This is a genomic window from Kitasatospora sp. NPDC056651, assembly GCF_042792155.1.
GTDB lineage: Bacteria > Actinomycetota > Actinomycetes > Streptomycetales > Streptomycetaceae > Kitasatospora.
Window position 1 is genome coordinate 1 of record NZ_JBHTWX010000106.1, and the last position, 18,147, is coordinate 18,147.

Annotated in this window: 19 protein-coding genes; 9 read left to right on the top strand and 10 right to left on the bottom strand. The window is 74.4% G+C overall.

The features are described from left to right. Positions 1–75: 75 nt before the first annotated feature. From ACFRAR_RS30875 to ACFRAR_RS30885, 3 genes are all read right to left on the bottom strand, one after another. Positions 76–888 (bottom strand): sigma 54 modulation/S30EA ribosomal C-terminal domain-containing protein, encoded by an 813-nt coding sequence (locus tag ACFRAR_RS30875; protein WP_380702160.1) that lies wholly within the window; start codon positions 886–888, stop codon positions 76–78. Between the two features lie 100 nt (positions 889–988). Beyond that, the gene (locus ACFRAR_RS30880) at positions 989–1,372 is read right to left on the bottom strand and encodes a GNAT family N-acetyltransferase (RefSeq protein ID WP_380702162.1); all 384 of its coding nucleotides are present in this window, start codon (positions 1,370–1,372) and stop codon (positions 989–991) included. 45 nt (positions 1,373–1,417) lie between these two features. Continuing rightward, positions 1,418–2,653, bottom strand: coding sequence for an AI-2E family transporter (locus tag ACFRAR_RS30885; protein WP_380702164.1), 1,236 nt, complete (start codon positions 2,651–2,653; stop codon positions 1,418–1,420). A gap of 338 nt (positions 2,654–2,991) precedes the next feature. On the opposite strand from ACFRAR_RS30885, the gene ACFRAR_RS30890 reads away from it, so the two are divergent. Continuing rightward, the gene (locus ACFRAR_RS30890) at positions 2,992–3,228 is read left to right on the top strand and encodes a DUF6296 family protein (protein WP_380702166.1); all 237 of its coding nucleotides are present in this window, start codon (positions 2,992–2,994) and stop codon (positions 3,226–3,228) included. Between the two features lie 86 nt (positions 3,229–3,314). On the opposite strand, the gene ACFRAR_RS30895 is transcribed toward ACFRAR_RS30890, so the two are convergent. Together ACFRAR_RS30895 and ACFRAR_RS30900 are read right to left on the bottom strand one after the other, a co-directional pair. Continuing rightward, positions 3,315–3,539 carry a hypothetical protein gene (locus ACFRAR_RS30895; RefSeq protein WP_380702168.1) on the bottom strand — a complete coding sequence of 75 codons (225 nt, stop codon included), beginning with the start codon at positions 3,537–3,539 and terminating at the stop codon, positions 3,315–3,317. A gap of 181 nt (positions 3,540–3,720) precedes the next feature. Continuing rightward, complete coding sequence (locus tag ACFRAR_RS30900; RefSeq protein WP_380702170.1) at positions 3,721–4,128, bottom strand: DUF6343 family protein; 408 nt, start codon at positions 4,126–4,128, stop codon at positions 3,721–3,723. A 313-nt stretch (positions 4,129–4,441) separates the two neighbouring features. On the opposite strand from ACFRAR_RS30900, the gene ACFRAR_RS30905 reads away from it, so the two are divergent. Further along, positions 4,442–6,433, top strand: a complete 1,992-nt coding sequence (locus ACFRAR_RS30905) for a LamG-like jellyroll fold domain-containing protein (RefSeq protein ID WP_380702172.1) — start codon at positions 4,442–4,444, stop codon at positions 6,431–6,433. Between the two features lie 68 nt (positions 6,434–6,501). Here the strand turns inward: ACFRAR_RS30905 and ACFRAR_RS30910 are convergent, their stop codons facing one another. Continuing rightward, complete coding sequence (locus ACFRAR_RS30910; protein ID WP_380702174.1) at positions 6,502–7,167, bottom strand: TetR/AcrR family transcriptional regulator C-terminal domain-containing protein; 666 nt, start codon at positions 7,165–7,167, stop codon at positions 6,502–6,504. A 70-nt stretch (positions 7,168–7,237) separates the two neighbouring features. Between ACFRAR_RS30910 and ACFRAR_RS30915 the strand changes: the two genes are divergently transcribed. Further along, positions 7,238–8,656: an FAD-dependent monooxygenase gene (locus ACFRAR_RS30915; protein WP_380702176.1), complete on the top strand. Its 1,419-nt coding sequence runs from the start codon at positions 7,238–7,240 to the stop codon at positions 8,654–8,656. A 121-nt stretch (positions 8,657–8,777) separates the two neighbouring features. Here ACFRAR_RS30915 and ACFRAR_RS30920 read toward each other — a convergent pair whose 3' ends face one another. Continuing rightward, positions 8,778–8,951, bottom strand: a complete 174-nt coding sequence (locus ACFRAR_RS30920) for a CsbD family protein (protein ID WP_380702178.1) — start codon at positions 8,949–8,951, stop codon at positions 8,778–8,780. Between the two features lie 123 nt (positions 8,952–9,074). Next, complete coding sequence (locus tag ACFRAR_RS30925; protein ID WP_380702180.1) at positions 9,075–9,716, bottom strand: SRPBCC family protein; 642 nt, start codon at positions 9,714–9,716, stop codon at positions 9,075–9,077. A gap of 183 nt (positions 9,717–9,899) precedes the next feature. Here ACFRAR_RS30925 and ACFRAR_RS30930 point away from each other — a divergent pair, with 183 nt between their 5' ends. The 3 genes from ACFRAR_RS30930 (at position 9,900) to ACFRAR_RS30940 (ending at position 12,855) form a co-directional block, all read left to right on the top strand. After that, complete coding sequence (locus ACFRAR_RS30930; RefSeq protein ID WP_380702182.1) at positions 9,900–10,574, top strand: TetR/AcrR family transcriptional regulator; 675 nt, start codon at positions 9,900–9,902, stop codon at positions 10,572–10,574. 376 nt (positions 10,575–10,950) lie between these two features. Beyond that, the gene (locus tag ACFRAR_RS30935) at positions 10,951–12,540 is read left to right on the top strand and encodes a threonine/serine exporter ThrE family protein (protein ID WP_380702184.1); all 1,590 of its coding nucleotides are present in this window, start codon (positions 10,951–10,953) and stop codon (positions 12,538–12,540) included. 159 nt (positions 12,541–12,699) lie between these two features. Further along, positions 12,700–12,855, top strand: a complete 156-nt coding sequence (locus ACFRAR_RS30940; RefSeq protein WP_380702186.1) for a DUF6131 family protein — start codon at positions 12,700–12,702, stop codon at positions 12,853–12,855. Positions 12,856–12,942: 87 nt separating this feature from the next. Here the strand turns inward: ACFRAR_RS30940 and ACFRAR_RS30945 are convergent, their stop codons facing one another. Continuing rightward, the gene (locus ACFRAR_RS30945; RefSeq protein ID WP_380702188.1) at positions 12,943–13,281 is read right to left on the bottom strand and encodes a hypothetical protein; all 339 of its coding nucleotides are present in this window, start codon (positions 13,279–13,281) and stop codon (positions 12,943–12,945) included. A 229-nt stretch (positions 13,282–13,510) separates the two neighbouring features. Here ACFRAR_RS30945 and ACFRAR_RS30950 point away from each other — a divergent pair, with 229 nt between their 5' ends. The 3 genes from ACFRAR_RS30950 to ACFRAR_RS30960 all read left to right on the top strand — a co-directional run bounded on the left by ACFRAR_RS30950 (position 13,511) and on the right by ACFRAR_RS30960 (position 16,465). Next, on the top strand, positions 13,511–14,152 hold the full coding sequence (locus ACFRAR_RS30950) for an L-threonylcarbamoyladenylate synthase (RefSeq protein WP_380702190.1): 642 nt from the start codon (positions 13,511–13,513) through the stop codon (positions 14,150–14,152). A gap of 208 nt (positions 14,153–14,360) precedes the next feature. Continuing rightward, entirely contained in the window at positions 14,361–16,073 is a 1,713-nt protein-coding gene (gene ctaD, locus ACFRAR_RS30955; RefSeq protein WP_380702192.1) for a cytochrome c oxidase subunit I, read from the top strand. Then, a complete protein-coding gene (locus ACFRAR_RS30960; protein WP_380702194.1) occupies positions 16,070–16,465 on the top strand; it encodes a cytochrome c oxidase subunit 4 in 396 nt (131 codons plus the stop codon). The genes ctaD and ACFRAR_RS30960 overlap by 4 nt, the downstream gene beginning before the upstream one ends. Here ACFRAR_RS30960 and ACFRAR_RS30965 read toward each other — a convergent pair. Then, complete coding sequence (locus tag ACFRAR_RS30965) at positions 16,431–18,056, bottom strand: cytochrome bc complex cytochrome b subunit (RefSeq protein ID WP_380702226.1); 1,626 nt, start codon at positions 18,054–18,056, stop codon at positions 16,431–16,433. The two genes, ACFRAR_RS30960 and ACFRAR_RS30965, sit on opposite strands and share 35 nt — an antisense overlap. Positions 18,057–18,147 lie beyond the last annotated feature (91 nt).

The window sequence follows — 18,147 nt, forward strand, 5'->3', positions numbered from 1 at the left end:
GCCCCCCCCGGGCGGGGGGCGCCCCCGGCGGGGCATGGTGGTCTTCGGTGCGGCGTTCGGGCAGGCCCGCGGCCGTCAGACGCGGCCCGCGATCAGGCCGAGATCGCCGTCGAAGCGGCGGTAGAGCACCCGGCCGCGGCCGCTGTCCGGGTGCGCGAAGAACAGGAACGGCAGCTCCGCGCCCGCCAGCCGGTCGACGGCCTGGGCCTCCGTCAGCCGGGGCGCGCCGTGCGGGCTGAGCGTGATCGGCGAGGTCCGGCGGCCGGCCGGACCGGCGGGCACGGTACGGGCGAGGCGGTAGCCGGTCGGCCCGACCCGGTAGACCACGGCGTCGGTCTCGGTCGCCGGATCGGTGAACAGGTGGATGTCGTAGTCCATCGCGTCCATGGTCCGGGCGGCGGCCCCCGGTGAACACCACACCAGCGACGGCTCCTTGTGCCGGACGACCCGCAGCTCGCGGACGGCCGCGCCGGCCGCACCGGCGGGCGCCACCGGGCGGTGGGCCGGCCAGGGGCGCGGCGCCCAGGCACCGGTGACGGCCCTGATCCTGCCGCGCAGCGCGTCGCTCACCCGGTCGAGGGAGTCGCCCAGCCCGGCCGCGGCCTCCTGGACGCGGATCCGCCGGCCGTCCACCTCGGCGTTCACCTGCGCCAGCACGCCTCCGGCCACGGCCGCCAGCCGGACCCGCAGGGCCTCCACCAGCGTCCCCACTCCCGGAGCCTCCGCCGCGGCGGCCACCCGGCTCCGTGCTTCGGCCAGGACCTCGCCGGTCAGCCCCTCGAACGCCCTCACCGTGACCAACTCGCCCATCACCAGGCCCTTCCACTGCCAGTCGGCGCGTACCGGCGACCAGGATCCCCGCCGCCCGGCCGCGCGGACAGGGCCCAATGACCCCACCGCGGAGGGCCGGGCGGGCCATGGACGGGAGGGATCCGGTGCCGCGGCCGTCCGTCCGCCGGGCCGGAACCGCGCCGGGGGCGGGGCCGGGTCAGTACAGCTGGGTGCGCAGCCAGCCCTTGACCTCCGGGGTGACCGGGTCGGTGATGTCCCCGAACTCCTCGTGCTTCAGCAGGAACTCGGCGACGTACGGGCAGATCGGCACGATCCGCCTGCCGGTCGCGCGCACGTCCGTCAGGGCCTCCCGCACCAGGCGCGAGGCGAGACCCTGGCCGGCGAAGGCCTCGTCGACCTCGGTGTGGAAGAAGACCCGCTGCGCGTCGTGGTCGCGGTACTCGGTGAAGCCGGCGAGCGCGCCGTCGACGAGGATCTCGTACCGGTTCCGGTCGTCCGCCCGCTCGACGGCGACATTGCTGGGAGTGGTCACGGGGTGGCCCTTTCTGGCGCGCGGGCGTGCCGACGGAAGGGGCTCCATACGGCACCGGTCAGCGGGAATCCTGCCAGGTCAACGGGCCCCCGGCTATCCCGAGCCGGTACTGTCCGCGGCACCCGGCCGGGCCGGCGGGCCCGCCGCCGGGGGCCCGCCCGCCGAGCGGCGGGGCCTGCCATGGCTGCGCAGCTCACCGAGCACCGCCCAGGCCACCGACACCACCGGCACCGCCACCACCGCGCCCAGGACCCCCGCCAGCACAGCGCCGCCGGCCACCGACACGGCGATGACCACCGGGTGGATGCGCACCGACCAGCTGAGCACCAGCGGGTGCAGCAGGTGGCCCTCGATCTGGCCGATGACCACGATCAGCGCGAGCACCAGCAGGGCGATCACCGGGCCGCGGGCGGCCAGCGCGACGACCGCGGCGATGGCCAGGGCGATCGGGGACCCGATCAGCGGGACGAGGGTCGCCGCGAACTCCAGCACGATCAGCGGCATCACCAGCGGCACCCGCAGGATCGCCAGCGCGATGCCCACCAGCACCGCGTTGGAGGCCGCCACGATCAGCACGCCCCGGGTGTAGCCCGCGAAGGTGCGCCAGGCGGCGCGACCGGCGCGGTCCCAGCCCGAGCGGCTGCGGGCCGGCAGCTGCTGCTGCGCCCAGGACCACATCCGCTCGCCGGAGTGCAGGAAGAACACCGAGCAGAACACCGCGAGTGCCAGCCCGGTGACCAGTTCGACGACCCGGCTGGCGCCGGTGAGCGCGGTGCTGACCAGGGCGGAGCGGTGGGCGGAGACGAACTCGCCGATCTTGGCCCGCAGACCGGTGACCGTCCCGGGCCGCAGGTGGAAGGGGGCGCGGGTGAGCCAGTGGTCGATCCGGGTGAGACCGCCGCGCAGTTCGTTGTCCAGACGGCTCCACTCGGTGGCGACGGTCGTGCCGGCCAGCGTCAGGACCCCGCCGACGACGGCGGTGGTGCACAGGAGGGTGATCAGGACGGCGAGCGAGCGGGGCATCGTCCGGGCCAGCAGGTCGACCGGCGGGCGCAGGACGGAGGTGATGACCAGCGCGACGAACACCGCGACGACGGGCAGTTCCAGCCGGGTCAGGACCTCGACGGCCAGGAACGCGACGAGCCCCAGCAGTGCCAGCCGCCAGGTGTACCCGGCGGCCGTCCGCAGCCCGGGGGAGACGTGCTCCCCGGAGGGCTGTCCCCGGCCCGTCGTGTCGGCGCGCGTGTCGGCGCGGGCCCGGTGGGACGGCAGCCGGGGGCGACGGCTCCCCAACGGTACGGGCCGCCGGCCGGCGCCGTTCACTCCCACGGGCGGTCTCCTCGGGCTCGGCCGGTGCGGTGTCGTCTCACGCCACGATGACCCATGCCACGGCGGTTCGCCCGGCGGTGCTCCGCCGCGCGGCGGCCGGGGAGCCCCGGCCGGCCCCGGCGGTCACCGCCTCACCGCCTCACCGTGCGGGGAGTCGGGCAGCCGGCCGACGCGGTTACGTGTGGTCGCGTCGAAGTCGGGCATACGCGAGACCGGGTGCCCCCGCAGCCCGGATGCCGACGCCGACGGCGGCCGTGGCCGGTGGCGGCTCGTCCGTGTACAAGCGGTCGGGCCGGGTGGAGAATCGATGGCACAGGGTGGGAGAGAAGGAGGCAGTGATGAGAAGCCTCGCCCGCCGTTGTGCGGTGACGCTCCCCGGCGCGATCGGCGGACACGCTCCGTTGTGCGTCGTCGTCGTGCACGAGACGCGGACCGTGGCACCGGACGGGGGGTTCGTCTGGGAGAGCTCGGACGGCGGCTTCCGGGTGGAGATCACCGGAGAGGTGGCCACCGTCCTGACGGCTCCCGGAACCGGCAGCCGACACCCGTGCCTGCTGGCGGTTCCGTTGCCCTGAGGAATCGGAAACGACGCATCGGAGCGAAGAGACGAACGGACGAAGGAACGGACGGAGGAGACCAGGGCGGACGTCGCACCGGACCGCTACCGCGCGCTGGCGGCCAAGGCCTCGCGCACGGTGACCAGGCAGGGGTCGCAGTACCGGTCCGGCCCGGCCGCACCGGCACCGTCCGCCGCCGGGACGACGCGCTGGGAGGGTTCGAGGAAGCGCCCGCACAACGACGAGGACGCGTCGTCCTTCGCCACCACGTGCCACACCACGGCGGGCGGGGACACCGCCGGGTCGTGCTCGGCCCACATCTCGTACACGGCGTTACCTCCGGATCGCTGGGGGCTCGGGTGAGTCCATGCAAACCCGGGGTCTGCCGAACGGCCACCGGGCCAGACCCGGTGGGATGGTTGTGGCCCGGAGGGGGGTTGTGCGCGGTCCGGTACCGTGAGCCGGCGCACGAGTCGTAGAGGCCCGCTCGCGCGAGTCGTACGGGCCCGCTCACGGCCTCCGGTCGGCCCGGTCCCGGCCCTGCCCGGCGGCCAGGCGGCGCCGGATCACCAGGAGGTCGACACCGGTGATGCCGGCGAACCCGGCGCACAGGGCGGCGAAGAACGCGTAGGTCCCCTGGTTCGGCGCGGGGCCGGGGCCGGCCAGCGCGGCCAGCACGGCGAAGAGCACCGCCGCGCCGACGAACAGCACCAGGAAGATCCGCGACAGCAGCCGCCGCAGCTCCAGGTCCGACCGGGCGGTCACCGGCTCGTCGCCCCGGCGCACCGTCTCCTGGGGCCGGATCTGCGGCATGGTCCGGCCGGGGCCCCGCGGGGCGTGCGGGAAGTCGTGGCGCTCGCCCGTCGGGCGGTGCGTCCCGCCCCCGCGCTGCGTGCCTGGTCTGCGTCGTACGGCCATGACGGCCCCCGAACGGAGTGAGCCGGTCGTCTTCACCGACGCGCCTACCCGGGTCCGGCGTCGGCACACGCGCGGCGGTCGCTCACCCGGGCGGCCCGGGCCCCTCCTCGGCCGCGCCCCGGCCCGGGCCCCTCCTCGGCCGCGCCCCGGCCCGGGCCCCTCCTCGGCCGCGCCCCGGCCGGCCCCCGCTCCTGGTGGGCCCCGTTCCGGCCCGTCGGATTCGGCCGCTGTTCAGCGGAGCGTGGCCCGCCCGATGATCTCCGACCGATCCCGGTACGTACCGTCAGGGCCCGGACCACTTCCGGGAGCGAACATGCACGACATCCAGGCGACCGAGCACGAGTGCGGCTGCCCGCGGACCGCCGACCTCGACGGGGAGGGACCGGCCGCGGCCGGCCGGCGCCGGTTCCTGCGCGGGGCCGGTCTGTTGGGCGCCGGGGTCGGCAGCGCCGGGCTCGGGCTGCTCGGCGCGGTGCCCGCGCAGGCGGCCGGAGCCGAGCCGGCCGCCGGGCCCGGCGGGGCGGCGAAGAAGCCGAAGAAGGGCAAGGGCCACGGGCGTTGGCAGCCGGACCCGGACGCCCGGCAGTTCACCGTCGTCGTCATGCCGGACACCCAGTACCTGTTCGACCAGGACCGGATCCACCCGGCGCCGCTGGAGGCCTCGGTCCGCTACGTGCTGGACGGCGGGGTCAACCGGGAGGACGGGACGGACGACAACATCGTCTTTTTGGCCCACCTCGGCGACGTCACCGAGAACGGACTGGCCGTCGAGTACGCCGCCGTCACCAAGGTGTTCGGTCTGCTGGACGACGCCGGCGCGGCCTACGGCGTGCTCGCCGGCAACCACGACGTCCGCTCCTCGACCGACGACCAGCGCGGCAGCACCCCGTACCTGGAGACCTTCGGCAAGGCCCGGGCGGCCCGCACCTCCGGGTACCGCGGCTCCAGCCCGGACGGCTACAACACCTGCCACGTGTTCCGCGCGGGCGGCCGCGACTGGATGGTGCTCTCGCTGGACTGGCGGCTCTCCGACGCGGGCTTCGCCTGGGCGAACGGGGTGATCGCGGCCAACCCCGAGCTCCCGGTGATCCTGACCACCCACGACCTGGCGCACGCCGACGACAGCGGCCGCGCCGAGCTGTCCGACTACGGGAAGCGGCTCTGGGAGCGGCTGGTCAGCGGCAACGACCAGGTCTTCCTGACCGTCAACGGGCACTACTGGCCGCCCGGGCGCACCGTGCTGAAGAACAAGGCCGGTCATGACGTCCACGTCCACATCACCAACTACCAGGACCGCTACTACGGCGGCGCGGCGATGATCCGGGCGTACCGCTTCGACCTCGACCGGAACACCGTCGACGTGTCGACCTTCTCGCCGTGGATCCAGCAGACCGCCGCCGAGGAGCGCAACAAGCTGGCGGCCCAGGAGGCCGAACTGACCTCGGACGTGGACCGCTTCTCGCTCGCGATCGACTTCGACCGCCGCTTCGCCGGCTTCGCGCCCCGCCCGCAGCGCCCGGCGCGCCGGGCGAGCGAACTGCTGGTGCGCGACACGGTGGCCTACTGGCGGTTCGACGACGGGGGCGGGGACGGGACGGCCGTCTCCCCGCAGCAGGTGGTCAAGGACCTGACCGGGCAGGGCAACGACCTGCTCTGGCAGGGCGCCCCGGGCACGCCGGACGGCGCGCTCAGCTGGTCCGCCGAGCACCACCCGGACCAGCCGGGCCACGGCAGCCTGCTGTTCCGGGGCACCAGGGCGCCGGTCCGCGGTGGCTACCTCCAGACCGTGCCCACCGCGCCGGTGAACCGGGAGACCTTCGAGCGCGGCTTCACCGTCGAGGCGTTCTTCAAGCTGCCGGCCGACTGGGACTCCGCGCGCAGCCGCTGGTCCGCCCTGCTCAGCCGGTGGGGGACGAGCGGCGAGGCGGGCAGGAGCGGGCCGGGGACGGACGCCGACGAGCCGGTCGCCACGCTCAGCGTCTCCGAGGCGCCGGCCCTCCAGTGGTGCGTCTACCCGCTCAACCAGACCGGGGCGTCCACCTGTTGGGGGCACCAGCTGCCGCTGGACCGGTGGTGGCACGTCGCGGTGGTCAACGACGGCAAGCTCAGCCGGATGTACGTGGAGGGCTGCGAGGTGGCCCGCAACCCGGCGACGCCCGCCGTCGGGCTGACCACGCTGGGGCGGCCCTGGATGCTGGGCGGCTACGCGTACGCGGGGGTGCTGGACAAGGTCTTCCACGGGTACGTCGGGGACGTCCGGATCGTGCGGCGGGCACTGCGGGTGGGCGAGTTCATGACGGCCTGACGCCCCGCCGGGGAAGCGGGGGCACCGCCGGGCCCGGATGCGGGCCCGACGGTGCCGTCGGGCCCGCCCTAACGGAGCAGGGTGGCCTCGACCCCGGCGAGCACCGCCGCCAGGCCCTGTTCGAAGCCCTCGTCGAAGCCCTGGAACATCACCCGGCCCGACTCGGCGGCCAGCGGGTGGGCGGCCAGGCGCTCGGCGCGGGAGTCCACGTCGTAGCCCTCCTCGCCGTCGAAGGGGTTGGGGCCCATCGCCTGCTCCTCGATGACGTAGCCGATGGTGTAGCTGTAGGCGGTCTGCCAGGCCCTGGCGGCGTTCGCCGGGGTGAAACCGGCCTCGACCAGCGCGCGCAGCGAGGCGTCCAGGCCGGCCGCGTAGCTCGTGTCGGTGAACCGGGCGCCGCTGTAGACCTTCGCGCCGTCGCGGTAGCGCAGCAGTTCGGCGCGCAGGGCGCGCATGGTCGTCAGGTACGTCTCCCGCCAGCCGCCCTCCGAGTGGCCCGCTCCCGCCCGGCCCGCTTCCGCCCGGCCGGTCATGCGGCGCATCATCTCGGTCGCCATCTCGTCCAGCAGCGCCTGCTTGTCCTTGAAGTGCCAGTACAGCGCGGGTGCCTTGACGTCGAGCCGGGCGGCGATGGCGCGCAGTGTCAGGCCGTCCAGGCCTGCCTCGTTCAGCAGGTCCAGTGCGGTGCCGACGACCTGGCCGCGGTCGAGCTTGGGGTTTCTCCGGGTGGTCACGGTTGACAGTTTAACGCTGTTAAGTGCAGGCTGTCGGCGACGGCTGTTTAACAACGTTAAGGAGGCTGCCGTGACTTCTCCCCGCCCGCACACGGACGTCCTGGTCATCGGCGCCGGACCCACCGGACTCGCCCTGGCACTGGACCTCGCCCGGCACGGCGTCGCCGCACTGGTGGTCGAACGCGGCGCGGAACTCTTCCCCGGCTCGCGCGGCAAGGGCCTGCAACCGCGCACATTGGAGGTGCTCGACGACCTCGGCGTGCTCGACCGGGTCCTCGCGGAGGCCGGGCACTACCCGCCCACCCTGTTCTGGCAGGACGGCGAACGGCGCGGCGAGGGCCGGATGTTCGACCCGACCGAGCCCACCGAGGCCGAGCCGTACACCGAGACGCTGATGCTGCCCCAGTGGCGCACCCAGCAGGTGCTGTACGGGCGGCTGCGCGAACTCGGCGGCGAGGTCGCGTTCGGGCGCGAGCTGGTCGGCCTGGCGCAGGACGAGGACGGCGTGACGGCCGAGTTCGCCACCGGCGGCCCGGTCCGGGCGCGCTACCTCGTCGCGGCGGACGGCGGGCGCTCGACCGTGCGGCGGCTGCTCGGCATCGGGATGACCGGCGAGACCGTCGACCCGGCCCCGATGCTGGTCGCGGACGTCCGGATCGACGGGCTGGACCGGGACCACTGGCACGTGTTCCAGTCCGAGGACGGGCTGGTGGGAATCTGCCCCATCGCCGGCACCGAGGACTTCCAGCTGGTCGCGCGCTTCCCCCAGGGAACGGCCGTCGACCTCACCCTCGACGGACTGCGCGAGGTGGTCGCGGCCCGCTCCCACCTGGCCGCCGAGCAGCTCACCGAACTGCGCTGGATCTCCGAGTTCCGCCCGCGCGCGGCGCTCGCCGACCGCTTCCGGGCCGACCGGGTGTTCCTCGCCGGTGACGCCGCGCACGTCCACTCGCCGGCCGGCGGGCAGGGGCTGAACACCAGCGTCCAGGACGCCTACAACCTGGGCTGGAAGCTGGCCGCCGTCCTGTCCGGGCGGGCCGGAGCGGATCTGCTGGACAGCTACGAGCAGGAGCGCCGCGCCAACGCGGCCGCGATGCTGGCGCTGTCCACCCGGGTCCACCGCGGCGAGCAGCGCCGCGGCCGGGAGACCCAGCAACTCGGCCTCGGCTACCGGGAGTCCGCACTCACCGTGGAGACCCGCCCGGACCTCCCGGCGGAGGCGCTGCGGGCCGGCGACCGCGCCCCGGACGGCCTCCGGGGCGGCATCCGGCTGTTCGACGCCTTCCGCGGCCCGCACTGGACCCTGCTCACCGTCGGCACCGACGCGCGACTGCCCGACGTCGCCGTGCCGGTGGTGCGCGTTCCGGCCTACGAGGCGTACGGCGCGGGCGTGTTCCTGGTCCGGCCGGACGGCTACCTCGGCTGGGCCGGTGCGACGGCCGACGGCCTCGCGCGCTACGCGGAGCGGTTCGGGCTGCTCGCTCCGTAGCCGGGATCAGGCCCCGGCGGGGGACGGGCCGGCGCCGGCCGTTCACGGGGCCGTTCCTCTTCCGGGCGCCGCGGAAGGAAGGACACCCGGGGCCGTCCGGAGGCGGCCACCGGGTGTCGGGTCAGTGCTTCCCGGCGTCCTTGAGCTTCTCGGCGGCCTGCTTCAGGTCGCTCTTCGCCTGCTCGGCCTTGCCCTTGAGCTCGGTCGAGCGGTCGTCGGTGGCCTTGCCGACGGCCTCCTTGGCCTTGCCGCCGACCTTCTCCGCCATGTTCCGCATCTTGTCCTCGGCGCCCATGGTCCGCTCTCCTCTCGTCGGTGGGGCGAAGTCCGCCCCGGGGCGGCGTCTGCCCGGGGCACCGGCTTCCATGCGCCGGTTCGCGGTCCGGTGTCGGATTCGGTTCGCGGTCCGGGTGGAGGGTCAGTTCGGTCCGGGCTGAGCGGCGCGGGCCTCGGCGGTGGCCTTCAGGTCGTGCAGCCAGCCTTCGAGGCCCTGGCGGAGGATGTCGGTGGCGGCGGGGACGTTCGCGTCGACCTGGGGGCCGGTGTGGGTCTCCTCGGTGCGCACCAGGACGCCGCCGTCGACCTCGGTGAAGGTCCACACGTGGACGCCGTCGATCCGCAACCCGGTGGCGACCGCCGGGCCGGTCCAACGGATGCAGGAACCGGGTGACAGCTGCCGGACGGTGGAGGTGATCTCCAGGACCGGGTCGGTCGAGGCCGGGTTCGGGGGCAGCGGGGTGGTCCAGTGGAACACCGAACCCCGGTGCAGCGGACCGTGGTCGAGGCGCTCGGCGCTGCGCACCGGGGCCTGCCAGTCGGGCCAGCGCGCCACATCGGTCTGGAGGCGCCAGACCGTCCGCAGCGGCGCGTGGACCACGGTTTCGGTCCGGTACCGGACGCGGGCGTCGGGGTCGACGCCCGCTCCCTGGCAGGTGAGCGGGGAGTCGGGGCGCTGGGTGGTGGCGGCCCCGGCGGGCTCGGCGGCGCCGCCGAGCAGGCCGAGGGCGAGCGGAACGGTCAGCAGCGCGGCGCGGATGCCGGTGGCGCGGGTGGCGGACATGGGATTCCCCTTCGCTGGCCGGCCGGCGGGATGCGGCCGGGATGCGGCGCGGACGTGGCGAGCTAGATGCTCATGCTTCTGTGAGAAGTTGTAACTCCCCCGGGGTGAAGGGTCAACAGGTCCGTGATAGCTTCTCGCGGAAGCGTGACCATGTAGTCGGGTGGAGCGGAGGACGCACGGATCATGGCGAGGGCGGGCGGCGCGGACACCCCGCGCGAGCGGTACCGGGCCCAGGTGCGCGAGGAGATCAAGGAGCACGCCCGGGAGCAGATCGCCACGGCCGGGGCCTCGGCGCTGTCCCTCAACGCGATCGCCAAACGGATGGGCGTGAGCGGCCCCGCGCTCTACCGCTACTTCGCCGGCCGCGACGAACTGATCACCGAACTCGTCCGCGACGCCTATCGGAGCCTCGCCGACACGCTCGGCGCGGCCGCCGCCGAGGGCGCCGACCTGGCCGGGCTCGCCCGCGCCCTGCGCGGCTGGGCCCTCGCCGACCCCCAGCGGTACTTCCTGCTCTACGGCACCCCCGTTCCCGGCTACCACGCACCGGAGGACACCACAGCCATCGCCGACGAGGTGATGCGGACCCTCGTCGACGCCTGTACGGCACTCGCCCCGGCCGCCTCCGACGCCCCGCGGGCCCCGGAGGCGCCGTTCGCCACCCATCTGCTCGGCCACCGGGGCTGGGCGGGCGAGCGGCCGGCCCCGCCCGAGGTGCTCCACCGCTTCCTGGTCTTCTGGACCCGGCTGCACGGCGTGCTGTCACTGGAGCTCGCCGGGCACTTCACCGGCATGGGCTTCCGGCCCGAGCTGCTCTTCGAGGCCGAGCTGAGCGGCCTGCTGACGCCGCGCTTCTGACCGCGTCGGCCGCACCCCGGCTTGCCGGGCGCCGACGGATCCGACGGCCACCCAAGGGCTTCGGCCCTGCCCGGGCTCCGGGAGCGACTCCGGAGGCGGGAACGGCGGAATCGGCGGCGGCGCCGGATCGGGCTCGCCCGGCCCCGGAGGGATCGGGACGGTCATCGGGTGCCCCGGGGGAGGGTGGCGAATCCGGTGGCCGGGACGGGGTGGGCGGCCCCGGGGTCGGCACGCGCGGGGCGACGGGGCGTGTACGGCGGGTCGTGCTCCGGTTCGGACGGGTGTGCCGGGTGTGGCGCGTTCGCAGCAGCATCACTCCGGGTACTTGATCGGCTGCACGGAGTTGACGACGAGGGGGTGGGGTCAGGGAGTCGCGATGACGGAACACGAGCAACTCGGCGCGCCTGCCGACCCGGACGGACGTCCTACCCGGGTGCCACCTCAGGGCCACCCACCTCAGGGCCACCCACCTCAGGGCCACCCACCCCAGGGCCGGCCGCCGCAGAGCCCCCCGTCGGCGGGCCCGCCGCCCGCGAGCCCCGGACCGGGCGCCCGCCCCGGGCGGGCGGGCGACGACACCGCCGCCCCCTGGCCCGACGCGATGCTGTCGCTGCTGCGCACCCCGACGGCCGACCGGGGGCCGGCCCCGGAGGGGGCGGGCGCGGACCCTCCGGCCGGCACCGAGCCGGCCCGGGTACTGGACCTCGCGCTGCTCGTCGGCGAACTGCTGCTGGCCAGCGGGGAGGCGGCGGAGGACGTCGAGGCAGCCATGCTCGCCGTCGCGCGCGCCTACCGCGTGCACCCCTGCGATCCCCAGGTCACCTTCACCCGCGTGGCGATCTCCTACCAGCCCGGCCCGTCGGAGCCCTCGCTGTCGGCGGAATGCTCGGTCCGCCGCCCGGCCGTCGACTACGCACGGCTGGCCGCGGTGTTCCGGCTGGTCACCGAGATGACGGTCGGCGGACTGGCGGTCCCCGAGGCCCACGCCCGCCTGGTGGCCGCGCGCCGGCACTGCCGCCGCTACTCCGGCCGACTGCTCGGGCTCAGCTTCGGCGGGATGGCCGGGGCCGCGACGCTGCTGATCGGCGGCCGGGCCGACGCCCGGGCCTGGCTGGTGTTCGCCAGCGCCGTCGTCGCCGCGCTGGCCGGCGAGCGGCTCTCGGCGCTGGTGGCGCGCCACGACCTCCCGGCGTTCTACCAGTTCGTGGTGGCGGCGGTGCCGGCCGCCGTGATCGGCATCCTGCTCTCGTTCAACGGGCTGCACCTGCGCGGATCGGTGGTGATCACCGGGGGGCTGTACGCGCTGCTGCCGGGGTGGCCGATGGTCGCGGCGGCCCAGGACGGGCTGGCCGGCTTCTACCTCACCGCGGCCGCCCGGCTGCTCGAAGCGCTCTACCTGATGGCCGCCGTGGTGATCGGGGTGATGACGGTGCTCTACGTGGGCGTCAACAACGGCGCGGACCTCGCGGCCCAGGACGCCCCGCACGGGGCGGTGAACCCGCCGCTGCAACTCGCCGCCGCCGTCCTGCTCACACTGGCCTTCGCGGTGCTGCTGAACACCGAGCCGGCCACGCTGCCCGCCGTCATGCTGAACAGCGCGGCCGGCTGGACCACCTACGGGGTGCTGGTGAACGCGGGCGGCGAGCCGATCCTGGCCACCGGCCTGGCCGCCGGGCTGGTGGGACTGTCCGGCCAGCTCATGGCGCGCTGCCGGGGGAGCTCGGCGCTGCCGCACATCACCGCCGCGCTGGGGCCGCTGCTGCCCGGCTCGGTGCTCTACTTCGGGCTGCTCGCCTTCGTCCGGGGCGAGCCGGAGGTCGGGCTGAGCGGTGTCGGGCGGGCCGGCGCGATGGCGATGGCCCTCGCCATCGGCGTCAACCTGGGCCGCGAGCTGGCCCGCCTCTTCCTGCCGGCGCCCCGGGTGGCCCCGCCGCGCCGCCGCCGGGGCGGCCGCCACCGCCGGTGAGGGGAAGCGGCGGCCGGCCGGTTTGCCCGGGCGGTACTGCGGTAAACGCGGGGGTTGTGGAGACGGGCGGGGCAGGGCCGGCCCGCTCCCCGGGACCGGCTCCGGCGGGAGACGCCGGTGCGGCCCCGCCGTCAGCCACCACGTCAACGGGAGACACTCGTGATCATCCTCGGCGTCATCCTGCTCATCATCGGTTTCGTCACCGGCATCTCGATCCTGTGGACCATCGGCATCATCCTGGCCCTCATCGGTCTGGTGCTGTGGGGCGCCGGAGCCCTCGGGCACGCCCTCGGCGGGCGCCGCCACTACTACTGAACCCCGCGTACCGCCGAACCCCGCGTACCGCTGAACCGCGCGGCCGTACGGTGCCGTTGATCCCCGCTCGGTGCCACGCGCGGCCGCTCAGGGGCGGTCCTCGTGCAGTCCGCAGAGCCACGCCAGCGCCCGGTGGACGCCCAGGAGGTACCGGTGGTCGGACCCCTGGGCGCGCGCCCGGTGGAGGCCGACGGCGGCGGCCTGGCACTCGGCCAGCAGCTGCGCGTGGCACGGCCCGGTGGCGGCCGTGGCCGCGGCGGTGACCGGGGCCGCGACCTGGGCGCCGGCCGCCCACCGGTAGGCGCCAAGCACGCCGTGCTCGAACCCGGTCCAGGGCAGGGGGCGCCGGTTGATCTTGTCGAGCGCGGCGAACACCTCGTCCAGTGGGCGCACACCCATGGCCGGGACCGTCTCGTCGCTGCTCATGTCCGCAACCTACGTCCGGCCGCCGCCACCCGCCCCCGGGAGGACGGGCGGGCGCGGGGCCGGCGCCCCCCGTCACCCGGACGGCCGAGGCCGCCGTGCGGGCCGCCGGGATCGGGCGCGGCCGGGGCGCCGGACCGGGGCGGGTAGGCTGACCAGGTCGTGTCCGGCCGGAGAGGTGGCCGGGCCGGAGGAACGGTGCGGGCCCGCGGCCCGCTGGTGGAGACCCCTGATGACTCGTCGTTTTGACTGCTCGGACGCGTCCGAGCGCGCAGCCGGGCTGCGCGAGGCCGTGGCCGCGGTGCGCCGCGGTGAGCTGGTCGTGCTGCCCACGGACACCGTGTACGGGGTGGGCTCGGACGCCTTCGCCCCGGAGGCGGTGGACCGCCTGCTGCGCGCCAAGGGCCGGGGCCGCAACATGCCCTCGCCGGTGCTGGTCGGCTCGCCGGAGGCGCTGGACGGGCTGGTCGAGGTGACGGAGCGCGCCCGGGACCTGGTGAAGGCGTTCTGGCCGGGCGGGCTGACCGTCGTCGCCCGCCACCTGGCGTCGGTCGAGCTGGACCTCGGCGACACCGACGGGACGGTCGCGGTACGGATGCCCGCGCACCCGGTCGCCATCGAACTGCTCGAAGCCACCGGTCCGTTGGCCGTCTCCAGTGCGAACCTGACCGGGCACGATTCGCCGCAGGACTGTGACGCGGCCCAGGGCATGCTGGGCGACTCGGTGGCGGTCTACCTCGACGGGGGCCCGACCGCGGCCGCCGTGCCCTCCTCGATCGTGGACGTCACCGGTGAGGTTCCGGTCCTGCTGCGGGCGGGCGCCATCGACGTCGATCGCCTGCGCGAGGTGGTCCCCGGCCTGCGCGAGCGCTGAGTCCGGGGCCTCCGGAGGGCGGCGGGGACCCGAGCGGCGGGGACCCGAGCGGCGGTGCCACCCGGTCGACAGCACCGCGTGGCACCCCGGCGGCCCGGCCGGCCGCCGCTAGGGTCGGCGATGGCGTGCGAGGGCGGGCCCTCCGCCGGGCCGGGGAGGGGGTCGGCGCCGCGACCGGGGGCGTCACCGGCTCCGCTGCGGAGGTTCCATGAGCGCTTCGTCCACCGCGCCGCCCCGTGCGCCGCGGGCTCGCACCCGGGTCCGGGTCCGGCGGGGCAGCACCCTGCTGCGCTGGCTGTTCACCACGGACCACAAGGCCGTCGGGAACCTCTACCTGGCGACGGCCTTCGGCTTCTTCCTGGTCGGGGGCCTGCTCGCGCTGCTGATGCGGGCCCAGCTGATGGGACCGGACACCGGGCTGGTGTCGAACGAGCGCTACAACCAGCTGTTCACCATGCACGGCACGATCATGCTGCTGCTGTTCGCCACCCCGACCTTCGCCGGGTTCGCCAACGCGATCATGCCGCTGCAGATCGGCTCGCCCGACGTCGCCTTCCCCCGGCTGAACGCCTTCACCTACTGGGCGTTCCTGCTGGGCGGGCTGATGGTGCTGAGCGGCTTCGCCACCAGCCAGGGCGCGCCCGGATTCGGCTGGTTCGCCTACGCGCCGCTGAACGGGCCGGTGTTCTCGCCCGGGGCGGGCGGGGACCTGTGGGCGTTCGGCCTGGTGGTGGCGGGCCTCGGCACCATCCTGGGCTCGGTCAACTTCATCACCACCATCACCTGCCTGCGGGCGCCGGGCATGACGCTGTTCCGGATGCCGGTCTTCACCTGGAACGTGCTGTTCACCTCGGTCATGGTGCTGCTGGCCTTCCCGGTGCTGACCGCCGCGCTGCTCTGCCTGGAGGCGGACCGCAAGTTCGGCGCGCACGCCTTCGACGCGGCGAACGGCGGGGCGCTGCTGTGGCAGCACCTGTTCTGGTTCTTCGGCCACCCGGAGGTCTACATCGTCGCGGTGCCGTTCTTCGGCATCATCAGCGAGATCATCCCGGTGTTCAGCCGCAAGCCGGTGTTCGGCTACCACGGGATGATCGGCGCCACCATCGCCATCACCGCGCTGTCCATGTCGGTGTGGGCGCACCACATGTTCGCCACCGGCCAGGTGCTGCTGCCGTTCTTCTCGATGATGTCGTTCCTGATCGCGGTGCCCACCGGGGTGAAGTTCTTCAACTGGATCGGCACCATGTGGAACGGCTCGCTGTCCTTCGAGACCCCGATGCTCTGGTCGGTCGGCTTCCTGGTGACCTTCCTGTTCGGCGGGCTGAGCGGGGTGCTGCTGGCCGCCCCGCCGATCGACTTCCACGTCACGGACAGCTACTTCGTGGTGGCCCATCTGCACTACGTGCTGTTCGGGACGGTGGTGTTCGCGACGTTCGGCGGCTTCTACTTCTGGTGGCCGAAGCTGACCGGGAAGATGCTCGACGAGAAGCTGGGCAAGACGCACTTCTGGATCCTGTTCACGGGTTTCCAGACCACCTTCCTGGTGATGCACTGGCTGGGTGCCCAGGGGATGCCGCGCCGCTACGCGACCTACCTGGCGGTGGACGACTTCACGGCGCTGAACGTCTGCGCGTCGATCGGATCGTTCCTGCTCGGGGTCTCCAACCTGCCGTTCTTCTACAACGTCTGGACCACCACCCGGCACGGCGCGAAGGTCACGGAGGACGACCCGTGGGGCTGGGGCCGCTCGCTGGAGTGGGCCACCTCCTGCCCTCCGCCGTCGCACAACTTCCACGCGCTGCCCCGGATCCGCTCCGAGTCGCCGGCCTTCGACCTGCACCACCCCGGGGTGACGGCGGAAGGGGCCGGGGCCGTCGGCCTGCCGCGCACCCGCACCGGCGGGCCGGAGGGCGGACGGTGAAGGCCGAGGGGTGGCTGTTCGCCGTGATGACGGCGTTCTTCGCGGTGACCGGACTGGTCTACGGCTTCTGGGCCCGGGAGCCGGCCGGCAAGGCGATCCTGACGGTGGCGTTCCTGATGTCGGGCCTGGTGGCGCTGTTCTGGTTCGTCCAGCACCAGCGCACCGGCGGCGGGCGGGCGCAGGACCGGGAGGGGGCCGAGATCGCCGAGGCCGCCGGGCCGGTGGGCTTCTTCCCGGCCCGCAGCGGCTACCCGGTGCTGACGGCGGTCGGCCTGACGGTCTTCGTGCTGGGCCTGGTCTTCGCCCGGTGGCTGGTCGTCGTCGGCGCCGTGGTGCTCGCGCTCGCCGTCGGCGGCTTCATCTTCCAGTACCGCGACCACGGCGAGGGCTGAGACGGCGCAGCAGCCGCCGGAGCCGGCCGCCCGGGGCGGGCTCGGGGGCCCGGGGTGCCGGCGGAGCGGGGTGGGACGGTCCGGTGAGGACGGCCGCGATGTGCTCCGACTCCCGTTCGTCGGCGGGCAGTTCGACCAGATCGCGGTGGAACCAGGAGCTGGCCGCGGCACGCACCCGCTGGTGCCGCGGCGCCCCCTCCGGGGCGGTGACCGGCTCCGGGACGGCGCGCGCCAGCAGGGCGTAGCGCTCGGCCGCGGGCACCGGGCGGCGGTGGCCGGAGAAGCCGCCGTCGGGGGACTGGTCGATCCGGCCGGTCTCGTCGCCGTCCAGCAACCGGGAGCGGTCCCGGTCCTGCAGGGCCAGGCAGAGCCTGCGGGTGAGGACGAAGACCGCCGGTGGCAGCACGATCAGCGCCACCCGCAGCACCACGGTGAGCGCGTTGACGGAGACGCCGAACCCGTACGCGATCACGTCGTTGCCGCCGGCGATCAGCAGCACCGCGTAGACGGTGATCCCGGCGGTGCCCAGCGCGGTGCGGGTGGGCTTGTCGCGCGGGCGGTCGCACAGGTGGTGCTCGCCGGTGTCACCCTCCAGCCACCGCTCGGCGAAGGGGTAGGCGTAGAGCGCCGCGAACAGCAGGCCGGGCACCACGAGGGCGGGCAGGAACACGTTCCAGGACACGGTGTGCCCGAGCACCCTGGTCTCCGCGGCCGGCATCAGCCGCAGCGCCCCCTCGATGAAGCCGATGTACCAGTCCGGCTGGGCGCCGGTCCCGACCACGTCGGGGCGGTAGGAGCCGTACCGCCAGACCGGGTTGATCTCGGCGAGGAAGGCGGACAGCGCCATCACGCCGCCCACCGTGAACATCAGGCCCGTGGTGCGGGTCAGGAACTGCGGGAAGAACGGCATCCCCACCACGTTGCGGTTGGTGCGGCCGGGGGCCGCCCAGTGGGTGTGCTTCAGCACCACCACCAGCGTCAGGTGCGCCCCGACCAGGGCCAGCAGCAGACCGGGGACCAGCAGGACGTGCACGGTGAACAGCCGGGGGATGACGTCCTGCCCGGGGAACTCGCCGCCGAACGCGAACAGGGTGAGGTAGGTGCCGACCAGTGGCACCGAGAGCAGGACGCCCTCGGCGATCCGCAGGCCGGTGCCGGAGAGGGTGTCGTCCGGCAGCGAGTAGCCGGAGAACCCCTCCAGCAGCGCGAGGTTGAACAGCGTCACCCCGATCACCCAGTTGAGCTCGCGCGGGCGGCGGAACGCCCCGGTGAAGAACACCCGGAGCAGGTGGACGCCGATCGCCGAGGTGAACAACAGCGCCGACCAGTGATGGATCTGACGGATCATCAGACCGCCGCGCAGCTCGAAACCGATCCGCAGGGTCGACGCGTACGCCTCGGACACCCGCACGCCGTCGAGCGGCGGGTAACCGCCCCGGTAGACCACCTCGCTCATGCTCGGGTCGAAGAAGAAGGTCAGGTAGACGCCGGTCAGCAGCAGGACGACGAAGCCGTACAGCGCGAGCTCGCCGAGCAGGAACGACCAGTGGTCCGGGAAGACCTTGCGCAGCAGTTCCCGGCCCGCCTCCATCACCGGCAGTCGCCGGTCCAGCCGGGTCGCGGCGCGTTCGCCGGCGGACGGCTCGCGCCCGTTCGAAGCCCTGGATTCGTCCACGGCAGGA